Annotated in this window: 19 protein-coding genes and 1 tRNA gene; 13 read left to right on the plus strand and 7 right to left on the minus strand. The window is 67.6% G+C overall.

The genetic code is table 11. From position 1 onward, the window contains the following. Nucleotides 1–2: 2 nt before the first annotated feature. The 3 genes from ACXDF8_RS00500 to ACXDF8_RS00510 all read right to left on the minus strand — a co-directional run bounded on the left by ACXDF8_RS00500 (nucleotide 3) and on the right by ACXDF8_RS00510 (nucleotide 1,283). Nucleotides 3–311 carry a hypothetical protein gene (locus ACXDF8_RS00500; protein ID WP_457221286.1) on the minus strand — a complete coding sequence of 103 codons (309 nt, stop codon included), beginning with the start codon at nucleotides 309–311 and terminating at the stop codon, nucleotides 3–5. Nucleotides 312–666: 355 nt separating this feature from the next. Then, nucleotides 667–753, minus strand: a tRNA-Ser gene (locus ACXDF8_RS00505). Between the two features lie 17 nt (nucleotides 754–770). Then, nucleotides 771–1,283, minus strand: coding sequence for a MarR family winged helix-turn-helix transcriptional regulator (locus tag ACXDF8_RS00510; RefSeq protein WP_457221287.1), 513 nt, complete (start codon nucleotides 1,281–1,283; stop codon nucleotides 771–773). A 64-nt stretch (nucleotides 1,284–1,347) separates the two neighbouring features. Between ACXDF8_RS00510 and ACXDF8_RS00515 the strand changes: the two genes are divergently transcribed. Continuing rightward, nucleotides 1,348–2,331, plus strand: coding sequence for an NAD(P)H-quinone oxidoreductase (locus ACXDF8_RS00515; RefSeq protein WP_457221288.1), 984 nt, complete (start codon nucleotides 1,348–1,350; stop codon nucleotides 2,329–2,331). A gap of 15 nt (nucleotides 2,332–2,346) precedes the next feature. Here the strand turns inward: ACXDF8_RS00515 and ACXDF8_RS00520 are convergent, their stop codons facing one another. Next, the gene (locus tag ACXDF8_RS00520) at nucleotides 2,347–3,543 is read right to left on the minus strand and encodes a cysteine desulfurase-like protein (protein WP_457221289.1); all 1,197 of its coding nucleotides are present in this window, start codon (nucleotides 3,541–3,543) and stop codon (nucleotides 2,347–2,349) included. 109 nt (nucleotides 3,544–3,652) lie between these two features. On the opposite strand from ACXDF8_RS00520, the gene ACXDF8_RS00525 reads away from it, so the two are divergent. The 5 genes from ACXDF8_RS00525 to wzm are packed head-to-tail and all read left to right on the plus strand — an operon-like array spanning nucleotide 3,653 to nucleotide 8,747. Beyond that, complete coding sequence (locus ACXDF8_RS00525; RefSeq protein ID WP_457221290.1) at nucleotides 3,653–5,635, plus strand: DUF6541 family protein; 1,983 nt, start codon at nucleotides 3,653–3,655, stop codon at nucleotides 5,633–5,635. Between the two features lie 28 nt (nucleotides 5,636–5,663). Further along, entirely contained in the window at nucleotides 5,664–6,182 is a 519-nt protein-coding gene (locus ACXDF8_RS00530) for a bacterial proteasome activator family protein (RefSeq protein WP_457221291.1), read from the plus strand. A gap of 14 nt (nucleotides 6,183–6,196) precedes the next feature. Further along, nucleotides 6,197–7,039, plus strand: coding sequence for a galactan export ABC transporter ATP-binding subunit Wzt/RfbE (gene wzt / locus ACXDF8_RS00535; protein WP_457221292.1), 843 nt, complete (start codon nucleotides 6,197–6,199; stop codon nucleotides 7,037–7,039). Beyond that, the gene (gene glfT1, locus ACXDF8_RS00540; protein WP_457221293.1) at nucleotides 7,036–7,920 is read left to right on the plus strand and encodes a galactofuranosyltransferase GlfT1; all 885 of its coding nucleotides are present in this window, start codon (nucleotides 7,036–7,038) and stop codon (nucleotides 7,918–7,920) included. The genes wzt and glfT1 overlap by 4 nt, the downstream gene beginning before the upstream one ends. Beyond that, nucleotides 7,917–8,747 carry a galactan export ABC transporter permease subunit Wzm/RfbD gene (wzm, locus tag ACXDF8_RS00545; protein WP_457221294.1) on the plus strand — a complete coding sequence of 277 codons (831 nt, stop codon included), beginning with the start codon at nucleotides 7,917–7,919 and terminating at the stop codon, nucleotides 8,745–8,747. The genes glfT1 and wzm overlap by 4 nt, the downstream gene beginning before the upstream one ends. A 465-nt stretch (nucleotides 8,748–9,212) precedes the next feature. Here wzm and ACXDF8_RS00550 read toward each other — a convergent pair whose 3' ends face one another. Next, the gene (locus ACXDF8_RS00550; RefSeq protein WP_457221295.1) at nucleotides 9,213–9,362 is read right to left on the minus strand and encodes a hypothetical protein; all 150 of its coding nucleotides are present in this window, start codon (nucleotides 9,360–9,362) and stop codon (nucleotides 9,213–9,215) included. On the opposite strand from ACXDF8_RS00550, the gene ACXDF8_RS00555 reads away from it, so the two are divergent. Next, the gene (locus tag ACXDF8_RS00555; RefSeq protein WP_457221296.1) at nucleotides 9,361–10,863 is read left to right on the plus strand and encodes an HNH endonuclease signature motif containing protein; all 1,503 of its coding nucleotides are present in this window, start codon (nucleotides 9,361–9,363) and stop codon (nucleotides 10,861–10,863) included. The two genes, ACXDF8_RS00550 and ACXDF8_RS00555, sit on opposite strands and share 2 nt — an antisense overlap. 7 nt (nucleotides 10,864–10,870) lie before the next feature. On the opposite strand, the gene ACXDF8_RS00560 is transcribed toward ACXDF8_RS00555, so the two are convergent. Both ACXDF8_RS00560 and ACXDF8_RS00565 read right to left on the minus strand, forming a co-directional pair. Continuing rightward, entirely contained in the window at nucleotides 10,871–11,305 is a 435-nt protein-coding gene (locus tag ACXDF8_RS00560) for a pyridoxamine 5'-phosphate oxidase family protein (RefSeq protein ID WP_457221297.1), read from the minus strand. Nucleotides 11,306–11,396: 91 nt separating this feature from the next. Continuing rightward, nucleotides 11,397–12,020 (minus strand): HD domain-containing protein, encoded by a 624-nt coding sequence (locus ACXDF8_RS00565; RefSeq protein ID WP_457221298.1) that lies wholly within the window; start codon nucleotides 12,018–12,020, stop codon nucleotides 11,397–11,399. A gap of 61 nt (nucleotides 12,021–12,081) precedes the next feature. Here ACXDF8_RS00565 and ACXDF8_RS00570 point away from each other — a divergent pair, with 61 nt between their 5' ends. From ACXDF8_RS00570 to ACXDF8_RS00595, 6 genes are all read left to right on the plus strand, one after another. Continuing rightward, entirely contained in the window at nucleotides 12,082–12,492 is a 411-nt protein-coding gene (locus ACXDF8_RS00570) for a GtrA family protein (protein WP_457221299.1), read from the plus strand. Nucleotides 12,493–12,519: 27 nt separating this feature from the next. Continuing rightward, nucleotides 12,520–13,920, plus strand: a complete 1,401-nt coding sequence (locus tag ACXDF8_RS00575) for a decaprenylphosphoryl-beta-D-ribose oxidase (RefSeq protein ID WP_457221300.1) — start codon at nucleotides 12,520–12,522, stop codon at nucleotides 13,918–13,920. 19 nt (nucleotides 13,921–13,939) lie between these two features. Next, on the plus strand, nucleotides 13,940–14,719 hold the full coding sequence (locus ACXDF8_RS00580) for a decaprenylphospho-beta-D-erythro-pentofuranosid-2-ulose 2-reductase (protein ID WP_457221301.1): 780 nt from the start codon (nucleotides 13,940–13,942) through the stop codon (nucleotides 14,717–14,719). A gap of 8 nt (nucleotides 14,720–14,727) precedes the next feature. Beyond that, nucleotides 14,728–16,581 (plus strand): galactan 5-O-arabinofuranosyltransferase, encoded by a 1,854-nt coding sequence (locus ACXDF8_RS00585; protein ID WP_457221302.1) that lies wholly within the window; start codon nucleotides 14,728–14,730, stop codon nucleotides 16,579–16,581. Continuing rightward, entirely contained in the window at nucleotides 16,578–19,823 is a 3,246-nt protein-coding gene (locus ACXDF8_RS00590; RefSeq protein ID WP_457221303.1) for an arabinosyltransferase domain-containing protein, read from the plus strand. The genes ACXDF8_RS00585 and ACXDF8_RS00590 overlap by 4 nt, the downstream gene beginning before the upstream one ends. An 85-nt stretch (nucleotides 19,824–19,908) precedes the next feature. After that, a complete protein-coding gene (locus ACXDF8_RS00595) occupies nucleotides 19,909–23,178 on the plus strand; it encodes an arabinosyltransferase domain-containing protein (protein ID WP_457221304.1) in 3,270 nt (1,089 codons plus the stop codon). The last annotated feature ends 5 nt before the right edge of the window (nucleotides 23,179–23,183 follow it).

Below are 23,183 nucleotides of genomic sequence, written 5' to 3' on the forward strand. Positions count from 1 at the left end.
GACTACTTGCCGGACGGCGTGATCGCCGGTACGGCCACCGACGTGGCCAGCGTCGTCGGGTCGACTCCCGCCGTCATGGTCGCGCCCATCTTCTCCGCCGCACTGGTGGTCATCGCCGGGACAACGGGCGAGGAATACGCCGGGAACTTGGTCTCGTCGCCGGAGTCGGCAGTCACGCCATTGACGGAGACGGGGGTGGGATGCGTCAGACCGAACAGCGCCATCACCGCAATCGCGCCGCCGCCGGCCACCGTACCCAGCAACCTTCTATGAGAAGCGCAGCTGTTTAGCAGGTTAGAGCGAGAAGACATGTGGATCAACACCTTTCGGCCATTTCAGGGTGATATCAGCTTGCCGGAACACCCTTGACAGGCTGTTCCGGCAACCAACTGACGACTGTGATCATTTGTATGCCCGCAGGCGCACCTACTGCACCTGTCCCAAGGTGATCCACAGAAGTCCAGAGCCGCTCCCACAGCTGACCGCCAGCCCCGCAATCGGACGCGCCCGGCGCTAGGGTCGCCCCAGAAACATGCCCCTACCAGCGAGTCTGCTCCGGGCCCCGGGTCACCGACACCGGCGCCCAGCTGGGGGATCGGGTGACCCTCAACAGGGAGCCGGCCGGCTCGTCGCCCGCGAGGTACTGCCCGCGCTGCGCGCCGAGAGCGGTGGCGGAGGGATTTGAACCCCCGGACGGTTTTAGCCGTCTCTCGCTTTCAAGGCGAGTGCATTAGGCCGCTCTGCCACGCCACCGCGGACAAGCGTAGCGGTTAGACCCGGCCGACCTTCGCCGAGTGGCCGCCCCCCTTGAGGGCGACGCTGATCCGGCGGCAGTTCTCCCCCATCGCCGCCATCTGGGGCCGAGACAGCGGACCGAGGAAGTTCTCCCGCACACCAAGGGCATACGTCTGCATGGCCTCCTCGACGACCGCACGGCCTTGCTCGGTGATGCTGGCCAACACTCCGCGCCCGTCGTCCGGACTCGCGTCCCGGCGCACCAGCTCGGCCGTCTCCAGCCGGCGGATCTGCCGCGTCACCCGACTCGGCAGCGACATGAGCTGCTCGGCAAGATCACCCATCCGAGCCGACCCCGTCTCGGAGTTGTCCAGGATCTCCAACAACCGGACGTCGACCAAGCTCAACTTGTGCTTGTCGACGAGCCCACGATTCAACGTTCCATAAAGCCGCAGTGCCGCGTCGAGGAAGTTCTGCCAAGCCCGTTGCTCGGCTATGTCCAACCCGGGCATTTCACTGGCGGTCCGCCCCGCAATAATCCCTCCCATTGCGCAATCCTAAGCGACACAGCACGGTACGACGCGGGAATGCGCCGGGAGTAACCTTTGGACCATGTTCGCCATCGTCGCTGAGTCCGCCGATCACCTTTCCTGGCAGGAAGTGCCCGATATCGCGCCCCGAGGCGGTGAGGTGGTCATCAAGGTGACGTCGGCCGGTATCAACCGTGCCGATCTGCTACAGGCCGCCGGGAACTACCCGCCACCGCCCGGCGCGAGCGAGATCATGGGTCTGGAAGTCTCCGGCGTGATCTCTGCCGTCGGAATCGAGGTATCGGAATGGTCTGTGGGACAGGAAGTTTGCGCACTTCTGGCGGGCGGCGGCTACGCGCAGTATGTGGCGGTGCCGGCCGGCCAGGTGATGCCGGTGCCCGCCGGCGTCAGTGTCGAGGACGCGGCTGCTCTTCCGGAAGTGGCGTGCACGGTGTGGTCCAACCTCGTCATGACCGCGGACCTGAGCACCGGTGAGGAGTTGCTGCTCCACGGCGGTGCAAGCGGCATCGGGACCCACGCCATTCAGGTGGCGCGCGCCCTGGGTGCCCACGTCGCGGTCACTGCAGGATCGCACGCCAAGCTGGAGCTGTGCGCGGAATTGGGCGCGCAGACCTTAATCTCTTACCGCGACGAGGATTTCGTCGAACGCGTCAAAACCGCGACGGGTGGCGCGGGCGCCGACGTAATCCTCGATATCATGGGCGCGGCCTATCTTGATCGCAACCTCGACGCCTTGGCGCCCGACGGGCGGCTGGTCATCATCGGCATGCAGGGCGGGGTGAAGGGCGAACTCAACATCAGGAAGTTGATCGCCAAGCGGCTACAGGTGATCGGCACCGCCCTGCGCGGCCGCCCCGCCGACGGCGCACACGGCAAGAGCGCCATCGTCGCCGCGGTGGTGGCGTCGGTGTGGCCGCTGATCGCCGACGGACGGGTTCGCCCGATCATCGGCGCGCGCTACCCCATCACACACGCCGCCGAAGCGCACCGCGCGCTGGCCTCGGGTGAGGTGTTCGGCAAAGTACTGCTGACCGTCGACGAGTGAGACGAGTGCGGCCCGTCAGCCCAGCGACGCGAGCGCCCGAACCAGGTGGTCGACCTCACCCATCGTGGAGTAATGGGCCAGCCCGACGGTGACCGCACCGCCGATGTCGTTGACCCCGATCAGGTCGAGCACCCGCGAATTGGCATTACAGACGGCCAGGATTCCGTTGTCCGCCAACCGCTGCACCACCCGCTCGGCGGGAACGCCGGTCACGGCGAAGCTGACGACCGGAATGTGCGCCTCGGGCCGGCCGATCACCATGACGAGCGGCAGGGACCGCAGCGAAACCATCAAGTAGTCGAATAATCCGCTCAGGTACGAACCCGCGGATTGCATTGAGACCGAGAGTCTTTCACGCCGGCTCCCGCGGGCCGCCTCGTCGAGTCCGGCCAGGTACTCGACACTGGCCACCACGCCGGCCAGCAGACCGTATTGGTGGCCGCCCAGTTCGAGCCGGGCCGGCCCGCTCGCGTAGGGGTTCATCGACACCGAGCCGAAGCTGTCGATCAGCGACGGATTGCGGAACACCAGCGCGCCGATCGGCGGCCCACCCCACGCGGGGGCGTTGAGCACCACGACATCGGCCTCGACCTCGTCGATGTCCAACAGCTGGTAGGGCGCGGCTGCCGAATGGTCCACCACGACCAAACCACCGACATCGTGGACCAGCTTCGTCACCGCCCCGACGTCGGCGATCGTGCCCAGCGTCGAGGACGCCGACGCCAGCGCCACCAGCCTGGTCGGCGGGGTGATGAGGTTCTCCCACTGCCAGGACGGCAATTCACCCGTCTCGATATCGACCTCGGCCCACTTGACCTTGGCCCCGTAGCGGTTCGCCGCGCGCAGCCAGGGAGCGATGTTGGCCTCGTCGTCGAGTCTGCTGACGACAACCTCGTAGCCGATTCCGGCCCGCGACGAGGAGGCGTCAGCCAACGAAGTCAGCAAGATCGAGCGGTCGGCGCCCAGCACGACCCCGCCCGGATCCCCGTTGACCAGATCGGCGACCGCCTGGCGAGCGGCCTCCAGAACGGCCACGCTGCGTCGAGCGGCCGGGTGCGGGCTGGCGATGTTGGGCACCGAACCCCGGAACGCGGTGGAGACGGTGGTGGCCACCGACTCGGGTATCAGCATCCCGGCCTGGGCATCGAAGCGCATCCAGCCGTCGCCCAGCGCAGGGTGCAGACCACGCACCCGGGCAACGTCGTATGCCATGCAGCCCACCTTAGAGCGTCGGTGATTGCGCTGTTGAGACAGCAAGGGCGCCTCCGGTCCCAGCCGACGGCCCACGGGACAGGGTCACCTGGCCAGCCATACTAGTCCAGTGAGCTTCGCGTTCGGAGTGCTGATCGCGGTCTTGTTGCTGATCCTGCCGGGCGTGGCGGTCGCGCGGGCCGGAGGGCTGAGCTGGCCTGCCTCGCTGGGTCTCGGGCCGGTGTTGACGTACGGCGTCGTCGGACTGGCCATCATCCCGTTCGGCATGGCCGGGGTGCCCTGGAACGCCTGGACGGCACTGCTGTCGCTGGCCGTCGTCACCGCGGTGACCTTCGGTTTGCGGCTCGCCCTGGCTCGGTACCGCGCCGCGACACCGACCGCCGACCAAGTGTCGCTGTGGCCGGCGCTGACGGTGCTCGCCGGGGTGATCGTCGGGGCCCTGCTCATCGGTTTAGCGGCGTGGCGCGGCATCCCGTACTGGCAGTCCGTCCCGAGCAACTGGGACTCGGTCTGGCACGCCAACACCATCCGCTGGATCCTCGACGTCGGGCAGGCCTCGCCCACGCACATGGGCGAACTGCGCAACGTCGAGACCCACGCCGCCCTGTACTACCCGTCGACGTTTCACGCCCTCGGTGCGGTGCTGGCCCAGCTGACCGGCGCCGCACCCACCACCGCCTACACGCTCAGTTCGCTGGCCGCCGCGGTGTGGCTGTTCCCGCTCAGTGCGGCGCTGCTGACCTGGCAGCTGCTACGGGGCCGCGGCGGGTCCAGTGAGTGGCGCGCCGCCGGCGCCGCCGCCACCGCGGCCGCCCTGGCGGCGTCGTTCACCGCGGTGCCCTACGTCGAGTTCGACACCGCCTCGATGCCCAACATGGCCGCCTACGGCCTCGCCGTACCGGCCTTCGTGCTGATCGCCTCGTCCCTGCGCAGCCGTGACCGCATCCCGCTGGCTGTCCTGGCCCTGATCGGCATCTTCTCGGTGCACATCACCGGCGGTGTCGTCGTTGTCACGTTCGTGCTGGCCTGGTGGCTGCTGGAGGTGCTCTGGCATCCCGTGCTGAGTCGGGCCCGCGATTTCCTCACGTTGGCCGTCGTCGCGGTGCTGTCGGTAGGCACGCTGCTGCCCCAGTTCCTGGAAGTTCTGCAGCAGGCCGAGGTCATCGAGGGCCACGCGTTCCTGACCCATCAGGGCCGCAAGCGCGCCCTGTTCGACGCGATCGTGCAACACACCCGCCACCTCAACGACTTCCCGATCCAGAACATCGTCATCGCGCTCGCGGCTGCGGGCTTCGTCCTGCTGCTGGTCAAGCGGATCTGGTGGCCCGCGGCGGTGTGGCTGCTGCTGGTGGCGTCGATCGTGCACTCGTCGGCGCCGTTCGGCACCCCGCTGGGCACGCTCGTCGGCCGCTACAGCGACCTGTTCTACAGCGATCCACGCCGGCTGTCGGCGGTGGTGACGATGCTGCTGACCCCGATGGCCGGCATCGCGCTGTTCTCGGCGGCGCTGCTGGTGGTGGCGGGCGCGCGGCGACTCACCCGGCGGCTGATGGACCGCGACCCGGGCCGCGGCTTCTGGCTGGGTGCCACCACACTGCTGCTGGTGGCGGTGACGGTCGGCCTCGCCTGGCACTACTTCCCCCGGCACCAGCACCTCATGGGTGACAAGTACGACCGGGTCATCATCGACGACAAGGATCTGCAGGCCTTCGCCTATCTGGCCACCCTGCCCGGTGCGCGTGACACCCTGATCGGCAACGCCAACGTCGACGGCACGGCCTGGATGTACGCGGTGGCCGGTCTGCATCCGCTGTGGACGCATTACGACTACCCGGTGCAGCAGGGCCCGGGCTACCACCGGTTCATCTTCTGGGCCTACGCCGACGACGCCGATCACGATCCGCGAATCGCCGAGGCGGTGAAGGCGCTGAACATCCGCTATGTGTTGACCAGTACACCGGTCGTCCGCGGGTTCGTGATGCCAGACGGTCTAGTGTCACTAGACAAGTCCAAGTCGTGGGCGAAGATCTACGACAACGGGGAGGACCGCATCTACGAGTGGCGCGGATCTAACCCACCGGACACCCGATGACAGCGGCACAAAAGGGAATGCGCACCGCATGACGACGAACACAGACGACGACAACATCGAGATCATCGGCCCCGACGCTGGTACCGGGCAGGACCAGGACGGCGAGGATCAGCGCTCCGTCACCGATCTGGTGGAGCAGCCGGCCAAGGTGATGCGGATCGGCACGATGATCAAGCAGCTGCTCGAGGAAGTACGCGCCGCCCCGCTGGACGACGCCAGCCGCACCCGCCTTCGGGAGATCCACGCCACCTCGGTCCGTGAACTCGAGGACGGTCTGGCCCCCGAGTTGCGTGACGAACTGGAGCGACTGGCCCTGCCGTTCACCGATGACTCCGTGCCGTCGGACGCCGAGCTGCGCATCGCCCAGGCCCAGCTCGTCGGCTGGCTCGAGGGACTGTTCCACGGCATCCAGACCGCGCTGTTCGCACAGCAGATGGCCGCTCGCGCTCAGCTGGAGCACATGCGCCAGGGCGCGCTCCCTCCCGGCATGGGTCAGCCGGGGACGCCCGGCGTCCCCGGCGGTCACGGAACCGGCCAGTACCTGTAGACACGAGACGCACGGTGTCCCCCGCCGACCCCTTCATCGAAACCCAGAACGCCTGGGTCGAGTTCCCGATCTTCGACGCCAAGACGCGGTCGCTAAAGAAGGCGTTCCTCGGCAAGGCCGGCGGCGCCATCGGTCGCAATACCGAGAACGTCGTGGTCATCGAGGCGCTTCGCGACATCACCCTGAGCCTGAAGATGGGCGACCGGGTGGGGTTGGTCGGCCACAACGGCGCGGGCAAGTCCACGCTGCTGCGGCTGTTGTCGGGGATCTACGAGCCGACCCGTGGGTCGGCCACCGTCCGTGGTCGCGTCGCCCCGGTGTTCGACCTCGGCGTCGGGATGGATCCGGAGATCTCCGGTTTCGAGAACATCATCATCCGTGGCCTGTTCCTAGGGCAGACCCGCAAGCAGATGCAGGCGAAGGTCGACGAGATCGCCGAGTTCACCGAACTCGGCGAGTACCTGTCGATGCCGCTGCGCACCTACTCCACCGGCATGCGGGTGCGCCTGGCCATGGGTGTGGTCACCAGCATCGACCCGGAGATCCTGCTGCTCGACGAGGGCATCGGCGCGGTGGACGCGGACTTCCTGAAGAAGGCACAGTCGCGACTGCAGAGTCTGGTCGAACGGTCCGGAATCCTGGTGTTCGCCAGCCACTCCAACGAGTTCCTGGCCCGGCTCTGCAAGACGGCGATGTGGATCGACCACGGCACGATCAGGATGGCCGGCGGCATCGAAGACGTCGTGCGCGCCTACGAAGGTGAGGACGCCGCACGTCACGTCCGCGAGGTTCTCGAAGAGCACAAGGGAGATTGGGCGCCGGCCGAGGGTTCCGAGGACCGGGCCGCCCGGCAATGACCGACATGGTGTGCGCCGTCGTCGTCACCCACCGCCGTCCCGACGACCTGGCCAAGTCGCTGGACGTGCTTGCCACCCAGACCCGGATGGTCGACCACCTGATCGTCGTCGACAACGATGCCGACGAACGGGTGAGCGACCTGGTCGACAGGCAGCCGGTCCCGACGACATACCTGCCGTCGCGCCGAAACCTCGGCGGTGCAGGCGGTTTCGCTCTGGGCATGCTGCACGCGCTCGCACTGGGAGCCGACTGGGTGTGGCTGGCCGACGACGACGGCCGCCCACAGAACTCCGAGGTGCTGGCAACGCTGCTGGCCTGCGCCGATCGCCATCAGCTGGCGGAGGTATCGCCGATGGTGTGCGACTTGAACCACCCCGACCGGTTGGCGTTTCCCGTCCGCCAAGGTCTCCAATGGCGCCGCCACGTCAGCGAGCTGGGCGACGGAGGCCTGCTGGCAGGCTATGCATCGCTGTTCAACGGAGCCCTTTTTCGCGCGGAAACGATTACTGCCGTTGGCATTCCGGATATCCGGCTGTTCATCCGCGGCGACGAGGTGGACATGCACCGACGGCTGGTGCTGTCAGGCTTGCCGTTCGGGACGTGCCTCGACGCGATCTATCTGCATCCGTACGGCAGCGACGAGTTCAAGCCGATCCTCGGCGGACGTATGCACACTCAATACCCCGACGACCCGACCAAGCGGTTCTTCACCTATCGCAATCGCGGCTATCTCCAAGCCCAACGCGGCATGCGCAAGCTGGTGCCGCAGGAGTGGGTGCGGTTCGGCTGGTTCTTCCTGATCCAGCGCCGTGACGTTGCGGGATTCGCGGAATGGATTCGCCTGCGGCGCTTGGGCAGGCACGAAAGGTTCTCCAGATGACGTTCGTCGACGCCGCCGCCCAATCCAGGACCTTCACTCGCGCCTGGGGTGATCTGCTCGACGGCTACCGCAAGCGGGAGCTGTGGTTGCACCTGGGCTGGCAGGACATCAAGCAGAAGTACCGCCGCTCGGTCCTGGGCCCGTTCTGGATCACCATCGCCACCGGCACCACTGCCGTGGCGATGGGCGGGCTGTACTCGCAGCTGTTCCATCTGCAGCTGTCCGAGCACCTGCCCTACGTCACCCTCGGTTTGATCATCTGGAACATGATCAACGCCTCGATCATCGAGGGCGCCGACGTGTTTATCGCCAACGAGGGCCTGATCAAACAGCTGCCGACGCCGTTGAGCGTGCACGTCTACCGGCTGGTGTGGCGGCAGATGATCCTGTTCGCGCACAACATCGTCATCTATGTGGTGATCGCGATCATCTTCCCCAAATCGTGGTCCCTGGCTGATCTCTCGGCCATTCCTGCGTTGATCTTGATCATGCTGAACTGCGTCTGGGTGTCCTTCTGCTTCGGGATCCTGGCCACCCGCTACCGCGACATCGGCCCGCTGCTGTTCTCGATCGTGCAGCTGCTGTTCTTCATGACGCCGATCATCTGGAACGACGAGACGCTACGCCAGCAGGGTGCGGGTCGCTGGGCCAAGATCATCGAGCTCAACCCACTGCTGCACTATCTGGACATCCTGCGGGCCCCGCTGCTGGGCGCCCACCAGGAGTTGCGGCACTGGCTGGTGGTGGTGGTGCTGACGATCCTCGGCTGGCTGGTCGCGGCGTTCGCCCTGCGGCAGTACCGGTCGCGGGTCTCGTACTGGGTCTAGCCGGGACTCGCGCATCCTCAAGCGTCCGAAACTCCGGTGGCTTGCGCATCGCGATCGAAGTCTGTGTATTCGCCGCCAGCTTGATGTGCGGTCGTCTACTGTCCGATTCCGACGGGAAAGGGCGGCCACGATGGTTAGGAAATTCGCCGTAGCTATCGCGACGGGTTTGCTGTTGGTCGGCGTAGGAGTCGCCGGTGCGGGTCCGGCGGCGGCCGATTCGTGGACGATGCCGAATGTCATCGGGATGGATCTGCAGGGTGCCCAAGACGCGATCCAGTCGTTGACACACGATCAGGTCTGGTACACAAGCTCGACCGATCTAACAGGCCAAGCACGGATGCAGATCAGCGACCGCAACTGGCAGGTCTGCACCTCCACACCTCCTCCAGGCGCGAAGTTCACGACGAGTACGAAGGTGGACTTCGGGGTCGTGCGGATCGACACGGAGTCGTGCCCGTAGCTTCTTCACGGATAGCCCAGATCCTCAATCCGCACGGCGCTGGTCGCGCATTCCCCTTCGAACGAGCGGGCCCACATCGCGTCAGCGAAGTTCTCGGGTTTGCCGGTGCAGGTCCACCATCTGCTGTCGGTGCCCGGTGGCATACTCGAACACATGTTCGATGCTTCTCTGGTTTCCGTTGGCGACGACGCAGTCGTCGCTGCCATCGAGGAGTGGGCGGTCAGCGAGGCGCAGGCCGCGGCCCATAGAGTCGCGGCGATCGGCGAACTGGTACGGCGGCGCTGCACTGCCGACGACCGGCAGCATTGGGCCTGCGATGCTTGGGACGCCACGGCCGCGGAGGTCTCGGCGGCGCTGGGTATCCCGCACGGTCGCGCCTCCGGCGACATGCACCTCAGTCAGGCGATGCGGCATCGCCTGCCCCAGGTCGGCGCTCTGTTCATGGCGGGCCGGCTGAGTTATCAGGTGTGCCGGGCGATCGCGTGGCGGACCACACTGGTCGATGATGGCGACGCCCTTGCTCTGATCGACACCGCCCTCGCCGAAGCGGCCCTGCTCTGGGGTCCGATGTCGGACTACAAGCTGGGCCAGGCGATCGACGTGTGGATCAACCGATACGACCCCGGTGCGCTGCGACATACCCGCGCGAAGGCACGAAGCCGTGACGTCACGCTCGGGTCCCGCGACGACGAGGCGGGCACCACCGCGCTAACCGGCCGGTTGTACTCGACGGATGCCGCGCTGCTGGATCGCAGGCTCACGCAGATGGCGCACGATGTGTGCGAAGACGATCCGCGGACGATCGCCCAACGGCGGGCCGATGCGCTCGGTGCGCTGGCCGCTGGTTCGGACCGGTTGGCCTGCGAGTGCCGCTCGCCGGAGTGCCCCTCGACAACCGATGACTGCCGAGCATCGAGCATCGTCATCCATGTGCTCGCCGAGGCAGCGGTTGCCGGCGCCCCCGACCCAGCCATGTCGGGTGAAAGCGCGTCCCGGCCCATCACCAGGGACACCCCGTTGGTGGATGCGCTGACACCGCCCGACGAGCCCGCGCCGACGGCCATGCCGTCGACTGCAATCGTCGCCGGGCGCGGCGACATCGTGCCACCCGCTCTGCTGGCCCAGATGGCGGTCTCCGGAGCCAAGGTCCGCCACCTGCGGCGGCCCAGCGGGGAACCGGAGCCGGGCTACCGCCCGTCGGCGGCACTGGCCGAGTTCGTCCGGCTGCGCGATCTGACCTGTCGCTTCCCGAATTGCGATGTCCCGGCGGAACTCTGCGACATCGACCACACGGTGCCATGGCCATGGGGACCGACGCACGCGTCGAACCTGTCGTGCAAATGCCGAAAACACCACTTGCTCAAGACATTCTGGCCAGGATGGTCCGACCGGCAACTTCCGGACGGCACGCTGATCTGGACATCGCCGGCGGGCAAGCGGTACGTAACCCATCCCGGCAGCCGGCTGCTGATACCCCAGTGGAACACCGCGACCGCGGAACTGCCCGAACCGTCGGGCCCGGTCCCACGGGCGACGGGCCTGATGATGCCCACGCGCCGAAGAACCCGGGCCGCGCAACGCGCCCTGGACGTCAGGCGCGAGCGCGCGCTGAACGCGACAGCCGTTGCCGACCGGAACGCACCAGTTCCGTATTAACCCGGGATTAACCCGGGTACGAGCCGTGCTCGGGTTCCGGTCCGAATTGAAAGCGCCGGCCGGAGATTTCGGTCGGTGTTATCCGTACGAAACGCAGCTTCTCGGTGGCCACCCAGGGCAGCAGTTGCGCCCGATCGGCCTCGTGGAGATCGTCGGATGCCGTCAGTACCCGCGCGGTGCCCCGGATGATCACGCTCCAGCCTTCAGCGACGGTGTGGTCGTCGACTTCGAAGAGCACGTTCTCGTTCATTACCGTGCTAAACAGCTTGGTGCCCTCGGCAGTTCGGAACAGCACCGTGTGGTTCTGCACAACGAAGTTGACGGGGAAGATCTCCAGCTGGTCGCCGACGCGGGTGACCAGCCGCCCCAGAGCGACACTCTTCAGCAGATCCCAGCTCTCGTCGTCACCGATTACGGCGATCGGGCCGTGTTCGACAGTCATGGCAAAAGTCTGTCGCGACAAATGCACGCGCCGATAGGGTAAAACGGCCTCTCACCGAAGTACGGGGAACAACAGCGATCGGCGGATCGGCTCAGTCGGACAGCGTCGCCAATTCGGCGCGCAGGTTGCCCTGCGCCTGCCCCTCCCACTCGCGGCGGGCGTACTCGGTGCGGAACACACCGGGACCGCCGAGCAGTGCGACCAGGACCTGCACCCGACCTTTGCGGAACGTGTCGTCGGGCACGTGGGTGTACTCCGCCCGGATCGCGGCGGTGTTGCGTTCGTAGCGTTCTCTGGGTACGGCCAGCGACGCCAGGTCCGCGTCGGAGAGCACCTCTCCGTTGCGGTCGCCGGCCGCGGGGTCGTGGGTAATCGTCAGCCTCACCAGCCGAGCCACCTCGTCGACCAGCGCAGGCGCCAGGTTCAGCCCTGACAGCTTCTGCTCGGCCAGCCGTGCGCTGCGCTCCTCGTCGTCGGGCGACCCCGCGTAGACGGCGTCGTGGAACCAGGCGGCCAGCCGTACGGCGTCGGCGTCCTCGGCGTAGGAAGCCAGCTCCTCGACGTGGCCGAGGATGTCGCGCAGGTGTTCCAGGGAGTGGTACCGACGGTGCGGTTCGGACCAGGAAGCCAGCAGGTCCCGGCCGACAGCACCGACCTCGGGGCTGTCGGTATGCCGGGACATCAGCGTCGCCCAGGCGTCGAGAAGATCCTGCACACAACCATGGTGCACGTTCCCTCGGCCGGGGGCGAAGCAACCCGGGCAGTAAGCTTCCGGCGTGGCCGAGCTCGCCCCGTCGTCTCCCCTGAGTCTGAAAACACAGGTGGTGCGCTTCGTCGTCACCGGCGGGCTGTCGGCCATCGTCGACTTCGGGTTGTACGTGCTGTTCCTCAGGCTCGGGCTGCAGGTCAACGTGGCCAAAACCCTCAGCTTCATCGCCGGTACCACCACCGCATACCTGATCAACCGCCGGTGGACGTTTCAAGCGCCGCCCAGCACCGGCCGCTTCGTCGCCGTGATCGCGCTGTACGCACTGACCTACGCGGTTCAGGTGGGCATCAACTACCTGTTCTATGTGAAGTTCGCCGGTCAGCCTTGGCAGGTCCCGGTGGCGTTCGTGATCGCACAGGGCACCGCAACAGTGATCAACTTCGTGGTCCAGCGAGCGGTGATATTCCGGTTGAGGTAACCGCGCCAGGTAACCTTTGGCACTGACATGGCTACCGCACTCCCCCTCACCCCGCGTTCACTGACCGGGTTCGGCAAAACCGCACCGACCGTGGCGCAGGTGTTGTCGACGCCCGATGTAGATGTGATCGCGGCCGCCGTCCGCCAGGTAGCAGACTCGGACGCCACCAGCCCGTCCTACCTGCGGCGCGGGATCGTGGCACGCGGGCTCGGCCGTTCTTACGGCGATCACGCCTGCAACGGCGGCGGAATCGTCGTCGACATGACGCGGCTGAACCGAATCCACTCACTGTCGTCGGACACCGCGGTGGCCGACGTCGACGCCGGCGTCAGCCTGGACCAGCTGATGAAGGCTGCACTGCCGTTCGGACTGTGGGTCCCGGTGTTGCCGGGCACCCGCCAGGTCACCATCGGCGGCGCCATCGGATCGGACATCCACGGCAAGAACCATCACAGCGCCGGCAGCTTCGGCAACCATGTGCTGTCCCTCGACCTGCTGATGGCCGACGGTGAGGTTCGGACCCTCACCCCGGACGGTGCGGACAGCGAGCTGTTCTGGGCCACGGTGGGCGGAAACGGCCTCACCGGCATCATCATTCGGGCGCGTATCGCGATGACGCGCACCGAGACCGCTTATTTCATCGCCGACGGCGTGGGCACTGCGGACCTCGACGAGACGATCGCGGTGCACCTCGACGGTAGCGAGGCCAAGTACACCTATTCCAGCGCCTGGTTCGACTTGATCAGTCCGCCACCGAAACTCGGCCGCGCCGCGGTCAGCCGGGGCAGCCTGGCCAAACTCGACCAGTTGCCCAAGAAGCTGGCGAAAGATCCGCTGAAATTCGATGCGCCGCAACTGTTGAGCGTCCCGGACATCTTCCCGGTCAGTGCCATGAACAAGCTGTCGTTCAGCGCCATCGGCGAGGTGTACTACCGCCTCGGCGGCACCTACACCGGCAAGATCATGAATCTGTCGCAGTTCTACCACATGCTTGATCTGGTCAGTGGTTGGAACAATGCTTACGGCCCCAAAGGATTTGCCCAACACCAGTTCCTGGTACCGCCGGATGCCCTCGACGAGTTCAAGGACATCATCCGGTGGATCCAGACCAGCGGGCACTACTCGGCACTGAACGTGTTCAAGCTGTTCGGCCCCGGCAACAAGGCCCCGCTGAGCTTCCCGATGGCCGGCTGGAACGTGGCGATGGACTTCCCGATGAAGCCCGGCGTCAACGAGTTCCTCAACGAGCTGGACGACCGCGCGATGGAGTTCGGCGGGCGGGTCTACACCGCCAAGGACTCGCGGGTGAGCGCCGAGAAGTTCCACCGGATGTACCCCCGCGTCGACGAGTGGATCGCGGTGCGCCGCAAGGCCGATCCGGACGGCGTGTTCGCCTCCGACATGGCCCGCCGACTCGAACTGCTGTAGAAAGGCACACCCCGCAACCATGATCGACGCCACCGGCAACCCCCAGACCATCCTGCTACTCGGCGGAACCTCCGAGATCGGCCTGGCCATCTGCAAGCGGTATCTGCGCAATGCGAACGCCCGGATCATCCTGGCCGACCTGCCCAACGCCCCCAAGCGTGAATCGGCAATCGCCGAACTGCAGGCCGCCGGCGCCAAGTCCGTCGAGTACCTGGACTTCGACGCCCTGGACACCGACAGCCACCCGGCTGTGATCGAAAAGGCTTGGGCACAAGACGATGTCGACGTCGCGATAGTCGCGTTCGGCATTCTCGGTGACGCCGAGGAGCTGTGGCAGAACCAGGCCAAGGCGGTGTTGAGCGCACGGATCAACTACACCGCCGCGGTGTCGGTGGGCGTGCTGATCGGCGAGAAGATGCGGGCGCAAGGTTTCGGCCAGATCATCGCCATGTCGTCGGTGGCCGGCGAGCGGGTGCGTCGGTCCAACTTCGTCTACGGCTCTACCAAAGCCGGCCTCGACGGCTTCTATCTCGGCCTCGGTGAGGCGTTGCGGGAGTTCGGTGTCCACGTCCTGGTGATCCGGCCCGGACAGGTCCGCACCACCACCACGCTGGAACACTGGAAGGCCACCGGGGCCAAGGAGGCACCGTTCACGGTCAATGCCGAGGACGTCGCCGAACTGGCCGTGACATCGGCCGCCAAGGGTAAGGACCTGGTCTGGGCCCCCGGACAGTACCGGGTGCTGATGTCGGTGCTGCGGCACATCCCGCGGCCCGTCTTCCGCAAGCTGCCGATCTAGTAGCCCGCGTGCGCAACGCGTTGGCCACCATCGGCCAGATGATCGCGGCCGCCGTTGTGGCCGTGGTGGTTTCGGTGGTAGCGCTGATCGCAATATCGCGCGTCCAGTGGCCGGCCTTCCCGTCGTCGAACCAGCTGCACGCCCTGACCACTGTCGGCCAGGTCGGCTGTTTGGTCCTGCTGCTGGCCACCGCGGTCCTGTGGCGCCGGGGACATCGGTGGATCGCCCGGCTGACCGCCGCGGCGTGTCTGTCGGCGTTCACCGTCGTCACGCTCGGTATGCCGCTCGGTGCGACTCGCCTCTACCTGTTCGGCATCTCGGTCGATCAGCAGTTCCGCACCGAGTACCTCACCCGGCTCACCGCGAGCCCGGCGCTGCACGACATGACGTACACCGGTCTGCCGCCGTTCTACCCGGCCGGCTGGTTCTGGCTCGGCGGCCGGGCAGCCGCCCTCACCGGCACACCGGGCTGGGAGATGTACAAGCCGTGGGCCATCACCTCCATCGGCATCGCGGTCGTCCTGGCGATGGCGCTGTGGTCGGCGCTGGTGCGCTTCGAATACGCGCTCGTCGTCACCACTGCCACCGCGGCCGTCACGCTGGCCTACGGTTCGCCGGAACCGTATGCGGCGATCATCACCGTGCTGATCCCGCCGGTGCTGGTGCTGGCGTGGTCGGGGCTTCTCGGTAAAGCGCGCGGCGGCGGGTGGGCCGCCATCGTCGGCGTCGGCATCTTCCTCGGCGTGGCCGCCACGTTCTACTCCCTGCTTCTGGGCTACACCGCATTCACCGTGGCCGTGATGGCCGTCCTGGTGGCCGCTGCGCGACGCAGCATCGACCCGCTGCTGCGGCTGCTCGTCATCGGTGTGATCGCGGTGACGATCGCGTTGATCACCTGGCTGCCGTTCCTGGCGCGCGCCGCACGCGAACCGATGGCGGGCACCGGCAGCGCCCAGCACTACCTGCCAGCCGACGGCGCGGTGCTGACATTCCCGATGCTGCAGTTCTCGCTGCTCGGCGCGCTGTGCATGCTGGGCACGCTGTGGCTGGTGTGGCGGGCACGCTCGTCCACCAGAGCCGCGGCGCTCAGCGTCGGGGTGCTCACGATCTACGCCTGGTCCCTGCTGTCGATGCTCACCACGCTGGCCGGCACCACACTGCTTTCGTTCCGCTTGCAGCCGACGCTGACCGTGCTGCTGTCGGCGGCGGGAGCCTTCGGTTTCATCGAGGTCACCCTGGCGCTCGCGGCGCGCTGGAGCCCGCGCATGGTGCCGGTCGGGGCGGTCATCGGTCTCATCGGCGCCATCGGTTTCAGCCAGGACATCCCTGACGTGCTGCGCCCCGACCTGACCGTGGCCTACACCGACACCGACGGCTACGGTCAGCGCGCCGACCGCCGCCCGCCCGGCGCCGAGAAGTACTACCCCGAACTCGACACCGCGATCCGCCAGGTCACCGGGAAGCCGCCGGAAGACACCGTCGTACTGACCGCCGACTACAGCTTCCTGTCGTACTACCCGTACTACGGCTTCCAGGGCCTGACCTCGCACTACGCCAACCCGTTGGCCCAGTTCGACAAGCGGGCAGCGGCCATCGAGTCCTGGGCCGACCTGAAGAACGCCGACCAACTCGTCAAGGCGCTCGACGCGCTGCCCTGGCCGCCGCCGACCGTGTTCGTGATGCGCCGGGGCGGCCCGGCTGGTTCGTCGGACACCTACACCCTGCGATTGGCCGAGGACGTCTACCCCAACCAGCCCAACGTGCGCCGCTACACCGTCGAACTGGACGGCAACCTGTTCACCGCGCCGCACTTCACCGTCAAGACCATCGGCCCGTTCGTACTGGCCGTCCGGAATCCATGACGACGCAGTCCTCGACCCGCCAATTACCATCTAGCTCCGTGGACGAGATGCGGGCGAATTACCGGACCGCCCGCATCGTCGCCATCGTCGCGGGTCTGCTCGGCGCCGCACTGGCCATCATCACGCCCTTGCTGCCGGTCACCCAGACCACCGCGACGCTGACGTGGCCCCAGAACGGCGTGCTCGACAGCGTCACCGCACCGCTGATCAGCTATGTGGCAACCGACCTGACCATCGACGTGCCGTGCTCCGCCGCGGCCGGGCTCAACGCGCCGGGCAAGACGGTGCTGCTGTCCACCGTGCCCAAGCAGGCGCCCAAGGCGGTGGACCGGGGCCTGTTGATCCAGCGCGCCAACGACGACCTGGTGGTCGTGGTGCGCAACACCCCCGTCGTCGTCGCGCCACTGGCCCAGGTGCTCAGCCCCGCCTGCCAGAAGCTCACCTTCACCGCCCACGCCGACAAGGTCACGGCCGAGTTCGTCGGCCTCACCCAGGGCCCCGACAGCGACGACCCCGGCGCCCGGCTGAAGGGTGAACGCGGCGGCTACGACTTCCGCCCGCAGATCGTCGGGGTCTTCACCGACCTGACCGGTCCCGCGCCGCCCGGCATGAGCCTGTCGGCAACCATCGACACCCGCTACAGCAGCACTCCCACCGCGGTGAAGATGGTCACGATGGCGCTCGGCGTGCTGCTGACCATCGCGGCCCTGGTCGCGCTGCACATCCTCGACACCGCCGACGGCGTTCGGCACCGGCGCTTCCTGCCGCCGCGCTGGTGGTCGCTGAGCGCGCTGGACGGTGTGGTGCTGGCTGTGTTGGTGTGGTGGCACTTCGTCGGGGCCAACACCTCCGACGACGGCTACATCCTGACCATGGCCCGGGTGTCCGAGCACGCCGGCTACATGGCCAACTACTACCGCTGGTTCGGCACCCCGGAGTCGCCGTTCGGCTGGTACTACGACCTGCTGGCGTTGTGGGCGCACGTCACCACCGCCAGTGTCTGGATGCGCCTCCCCACGCTGATGATGGCCCTGGCGTGCTGGTGGATCATCAGCCGCGAGGTGATTCCCCGCCTCGGGCACGCGGTCAAGACCAGCCGCGCGGCCGCCTGGACCGCCGCCGGCATGTTCCTGGTGTTCTGGCTGCCACTCAACAACGGGCTGCGCCCGGAGCCGATCATCGCGATCGGCATCCTGCTGACCTGGATCTCGGTCGAGCGCGGGGTCGCCACCAGCCGGCTGTTACCGGTTGCGGTCGCCTGCATCGTCGGCGCGCTGACCCTGTTCTCGGGCCCCACCGGCATCGCCTCGATCGGCGCCCTGCTGGTGGCGATCGGACCGCTGCGCACCATCCTGCACCGCCGTTCCCGCCAGTTCGGCCTACTGCCGCTGCTGGCGCCGATCCTGGCGGCGGCGACGGTGACGATCATCCTGATCTTCCGGGACCAGACACTTGTCGGCGAGGTCCAGGCCAACATGCTCAAGTCGGCCGTCGGCCCGAGCCTGAGCTGGTTCGACGAACACATCCGCTACGAGCGGTTGTTCATGGCCAGCCCGGACGGATCGATCGCCCGCCGCTTCGCGGTGCTGGCCCTGCTGGTGGCGCTGGCCATGTCGGTGGCGATGATGTTGCGCCGCGGGCACATTCCGGGCACCGCAGGCGGGCCCAGTCGCCGGATCATCGGCATCACGATCATCTCGTTCCTGGCGATGATGTTCACCCCCACCAAGTGGACGCACCACTTCGGCGTGTTCGCCGGGCTGGCCGGCTCACTCGGGGCGCTAGCCGCGGTCGCCGTCACCGCGCACGTGCTGCGCTCCCGGCGTAACCGAGCGGTCTTCGGCGCGCTCGTCCTGTTCGTCACCGCGCTGTCGTTCGCCAGCGTCAATGGCTGGTGGTATGTCTCCAACTTCGGGGTGCCCTGGTCGAACCAATTCCCCGAGTGGCACTTCGGCTTCACCACGATGTTGCTCGGGTTGACCGTGCTGGCCTTGTTGCTGGCGGCGTGGTTCCACTTCTCCGGTCGCGACGAGGGGCCGCGCGATCAGCGTCGGCTCTGGTCGAGTGTGATCGGCTCGCCACTGGCCGTGGTCGCCTGGTCATTGGTGATCTTCGAGGTGTTGTCGCTGACACTGGGGATGACCGAGCAGTGGCCGGCTTGGTCGGTCGGCCGCTCGAACCTGCAGGCGCTGACCGGAAAGACCTGCGGGCTGGCCGACGACGTGCTGGTCGAGGAGGACCCGAACCAGGGGTTGCTCAGCCCGATCGGCGTGCCGGTCGGGACTGCACTGGCCGCAGTGACCGCGCAGGGCTTCACCCCCGGCGGGGTGCCGGCCGACATCTCGGCCGACCCGGTGATGGAACCGCCCGGGGGCGGCAGCCTGGCCGGCAACGACGACGGCGTGGTCACCAGCAGCGAGGCCGGCACCGAAGGCGGCACGACCGCCGCCGCCGGTGTGAACGGCTCGCGAGCCCGGTTGCCCTACGGCCTCGACCCGGCCCGGACCCCGGTGATGGGCAGCTGGCGGGCCGGCGTCCAGCAGCCCGCACTGCTGCGCTCGGCGTGGTATCGGCTGCCGGCCGACTGGACGTCGTCACCGCTGCTGGTGCTCTCGGCTGCGGGCCGCTTCGACCCCGACGAGATCCAGGTGCAATGGGCCACCGACCAGCAGGCGGCCGCCGGCAAACCCGGCGGGGCGCTGGGCTTCGCCGACATCGGCGCCGCGCCGGCGTGGCGCAACGTCCGGGCGCCGCTGGCCGCCATCCCGCGCAACGCCACCCAGATCCGCATCGTCGCCACCGACGACGATCTGGCCCCACAGCATTGGATCGCCGTCACGCCGCCGCGCATCCCGAAGCTGCGCACCCTGCAGGACGTCGTCGGCTCGCAGGATCCGGTGCTGCTGGACTGGCTGGTCGGCCTGGCGTTCCCGTGCCAGCGGCCGTTCAGCCATCAGTACGGCGTGATCGAGCCGCCGAAGTGGCGGATCCTGCCGGACCGGTTCGGCGCCGAGGCCAACTCGCCGGTGATGGACAACATCGGCGGCGGCCCGCTGGGCATCAGCGAACTGCTCTACCGCGCGGTCACGGTGCCGACCTACCTCAAGGACGACTGGTTCCGCGACTGGGGTGCGCTGCAACGGCTCAACCCGTTCTATCCCGCTGCCCAGCCCGCTCGGCTGGATCTCGGCACGGCCACGCGCAGCGGGCTATGGAGCCCGGCGCCGCTGCGCCCCACGTGACAATCCCCGGAATCCCGTCGAGATTCGCGCAACCGCCCGCAGGCCTTCCGAGCCGACTCAACTTCGTCGCCTAACATCGAGCCTCGTGCCCAGCGACAGACCCGAGGAATTCCGGATCGCGCGGATCGTCGCCGCCGTCGCAGGCATCCTCGGTGTGCTGCTCTGCGGAGTGGTGCCGCTACTGCCGGTCAAGCAGACGACCGCCACGATCCTGTGGCCGCAAGCACCGGGCGCCGACGGCATGGTCAGCGACATCACCGCACCGCTGGTCTCCGGCGCGCCGCAGAGCCTCGACGTCTCCATCCCCTGCCGGGCCATCGCGACACTGCCCGCCGACGGCGGCCTGGTGTTCTCCACGATCCCGCCGAACGGTATCGACGCCAGCCGCAACGGGCTGTTCGTCCGCGCCAACGCCGCCACCGTCGTCGTCGCCTTCCGCGACACCGTGGCCGCCTTCGCACCGCGGCCGGCGGTCACCGCCGGTGCGTGCAGCGACCTGCACATCTGGGCCGGTCCGGGTGGTGTGGGCGCCGACTTCACCGGAATCCCCGGCGCGACGGGCACCCTGGCACCCGAGAAGAAACCCCAAGTGGCCGGCATCTTCACCGACCTGCGGGTACCCGCACAACCCGGTCTGTCGGCACGGGTGGACATCGACACCCGGTTCATCACCACACCGACCGCGCTGAAGACCGCCGTGATGGCGCTGGGCATCGTCTGTGTGCTGGCGTCGCTGGCCGCCCTGGCGGTGCTTGACCGGCGCTCCGGCCGGCGGGTGCCGGACCGCTGGCGGCGCCTGCTGCGGGTCGACGTGTCGCACTGGCTGGCCGACCTCGGTGTGGTCGTCGGCCTGCTGGTCTGGCATGTGGTCGGCGCCATCTCCTCCGACGACGGCTACAACCTGACCATCGCACGGGTGGCCGGGGACGCCGGCTACACCGCCAACTACTTCCGGTTCTTCGGCACGACCGAGGCGCCGTTCGACTGGTATCAGTCGGTGCTCACCCACCTCGCCGCGATCAGCACGGCCGGGGTGTGGATGCGGCTGCCCGCCACCCTCGCCGGGATCGGGACCTGGCTGATCCTGAGCCGCTGTGTCCTGCCCCGCCTCGGCCGGCGCCTGTCCCTGAACCGGGTGACCGTATGGACCGCCGGGGCGGTGTTCCTGGCGGCCTGGCTTCCGTTCAACAACGGCCTGCGTCCCGAGCCGCTGATCGCCTTCGGCGCGCTGGCCGCGTGGATCCTGGTGGAGAACGCGATCGCCACCCGCCGGCTGCTGCCGGCCGCCATCGCCATCATCGTCGCCGTGTTCAGCGTGACCCTGGCCCCGCAGGGCCTGATCGCCATCGCACCGCTACTGGTGGGGGCGCGCGCCGTTGCGCAGATGATCCGGTCCCGCCGCACCGCCGACGGGCTGCTGGCACCGCTGGCCGCGCTGGCCGCGGCGCTGTCGGTGATCTTCGTCGTCGTGTTCCGCGACCAGACGCTGGCGACCGTGGCCGAGTCAGCCCGCATCAAGTACGTCGTCGGACCGACGATCGCCTGGTATCAGGACTTCCTGCGCTACTACTTCCTGACCGTCGAGGACAACGTCGAAAGCTCGCTGACCCGCCGGTTCGCCGTCCTGGTCATGCTGCTGTGCCTGTTCGGGATGCTCGCGGTGCTGCTGCGGCGCGGGCGGGTCCCCGGTGCTGCCAACGGTCCGGTGTGGCGGCTGATCGGCAGCACCGCGATCGGGCTGCTGCTGCTGATGTTCACCCCCACCAAGTGGGCGGTCCAGTTCGGTGCCTTCGCCGGGCTGGCCGGAGCACTCGGTGCCGTCACCGCCTTCGCCTTCGCCCGGGTGGGCCTGCACAGCAGGCGAAACCTCGCGCTCTATGTCACCGCGCTGCTGTTCGTCCTGGCGTGGGCGACATCGGGGATCAACGGCTGGTTCTACGTCGGCAACTACGGGGTGCCGTGGTTCGACCGTCAGCCGGTGATCGCCCACCAGCCGGTGACGACGATGTTCCTGGCGCTGGCCATCGCGACCGGTCTGCTGGCCGGCTGGCTGCACTTCCGAATGGACTACACCGGGCACACCGAGGTCAAGAACACCGCCCGCAACCGGGTGCTGGCCTCCACCCCGCTGCTGGTGTTCGCCGTCGTCATGGTGCTGCTCGAAGTGGGCTCGATGACCAAGGCCTTCGTCCAGCGCTACCCGGTGTACACCACCGCCGAGGCGAACGTGTCAGCCCTGAAGTCCGGCTTGTCGGCGAACAGCTGCGCCATGGCCGACTCCGTACTGGTCGAGCCGGACCCGAATGCCGGGATGCTGCAACCGGTTCCGGGCCAGAAGTGGGGCCAGTACGGACCACTGGGCGGGGAGAACCCGATCGGGTTCACCCCCAACGGGATCAGCGACACCCTCGAGCCCGCCGAACCGTTCGTCGCCAACCCGGGCACCGTCAACTCCGACGGCTCGCCCAACAAGCCCAACGCCGGCATCGCCTTCGCGGCCGGCACCGGCGGTGGTTACGGCCCGGTCGGGGTCAACGGGTCCCGGGTGTTCCTGCCGTTCGGGCTCAACCCAGCGACCACCCCGGTGATGGGCAGCTTCAACGAGAACACCGTCGCCGCCAAGGCCACCTCGGCCTGGTACCAGCTGCCCCCACGTACCCCGGACCGGCCGCTGGTCACCGTGGCCGCCGCCGGCGCGATCTGGTTCTACGACGAGGAAGGCCAGTTCAACTACGGCCAGTCGCTGAAGCTGCAGTGGGGTGTGCGACGCCCCGACGGCAGCTTCCAGGCCCTGAACTCGGTGCAGCCGATCGACGTCATAGCCCAGAAGGCTTGGCGCAACCTGCGATTCCCACTCGCTTGGGCGCCGCCGGAAGCGAACGTGGCGCGCATCGTCGCCGACGACCCGAACCTGAGCACCGACCAGTGGTTCGGCTTCACGCCACCGCGGGTGCCGGTGCTGGAAACCGCGCAGCAGTTCCTCGGCTCGCAGACTCCGGTGATGATGGACATCGCCACCGCAGCGAATTTCCCGTGCCAGCGCCCGTTCTCGGAGCACCTCGGCGTCGCCGAGCTGCCGGAGTACCGGATCCTGCCGAACCTCAAGCAGGTGGTGGTGTCGAGCAATATGTGGCTGTCGGCCCGCGCCGGCGGTCCGTTCCTATTCATCCAGGGACTGTTGACCACCTCGACGGTGCCCACCTATCTGAGCGGCGACTGGTACCGCGACTGGGGTGCCATCGAGCGCTACATCCGGCTGGTGCCGCCCTCGCAGGCGCCGAACGCCGTCATCGACCAGGGCACCAAGACCGTATTCGGTTGGAGCCGTAGCGGACCGATCAGGGCCTTGCCATGAAAGGG

The sequence above is a fragment of the Mycolicibacterium sp. CBM1 genome (assembly GCF_054073305.1).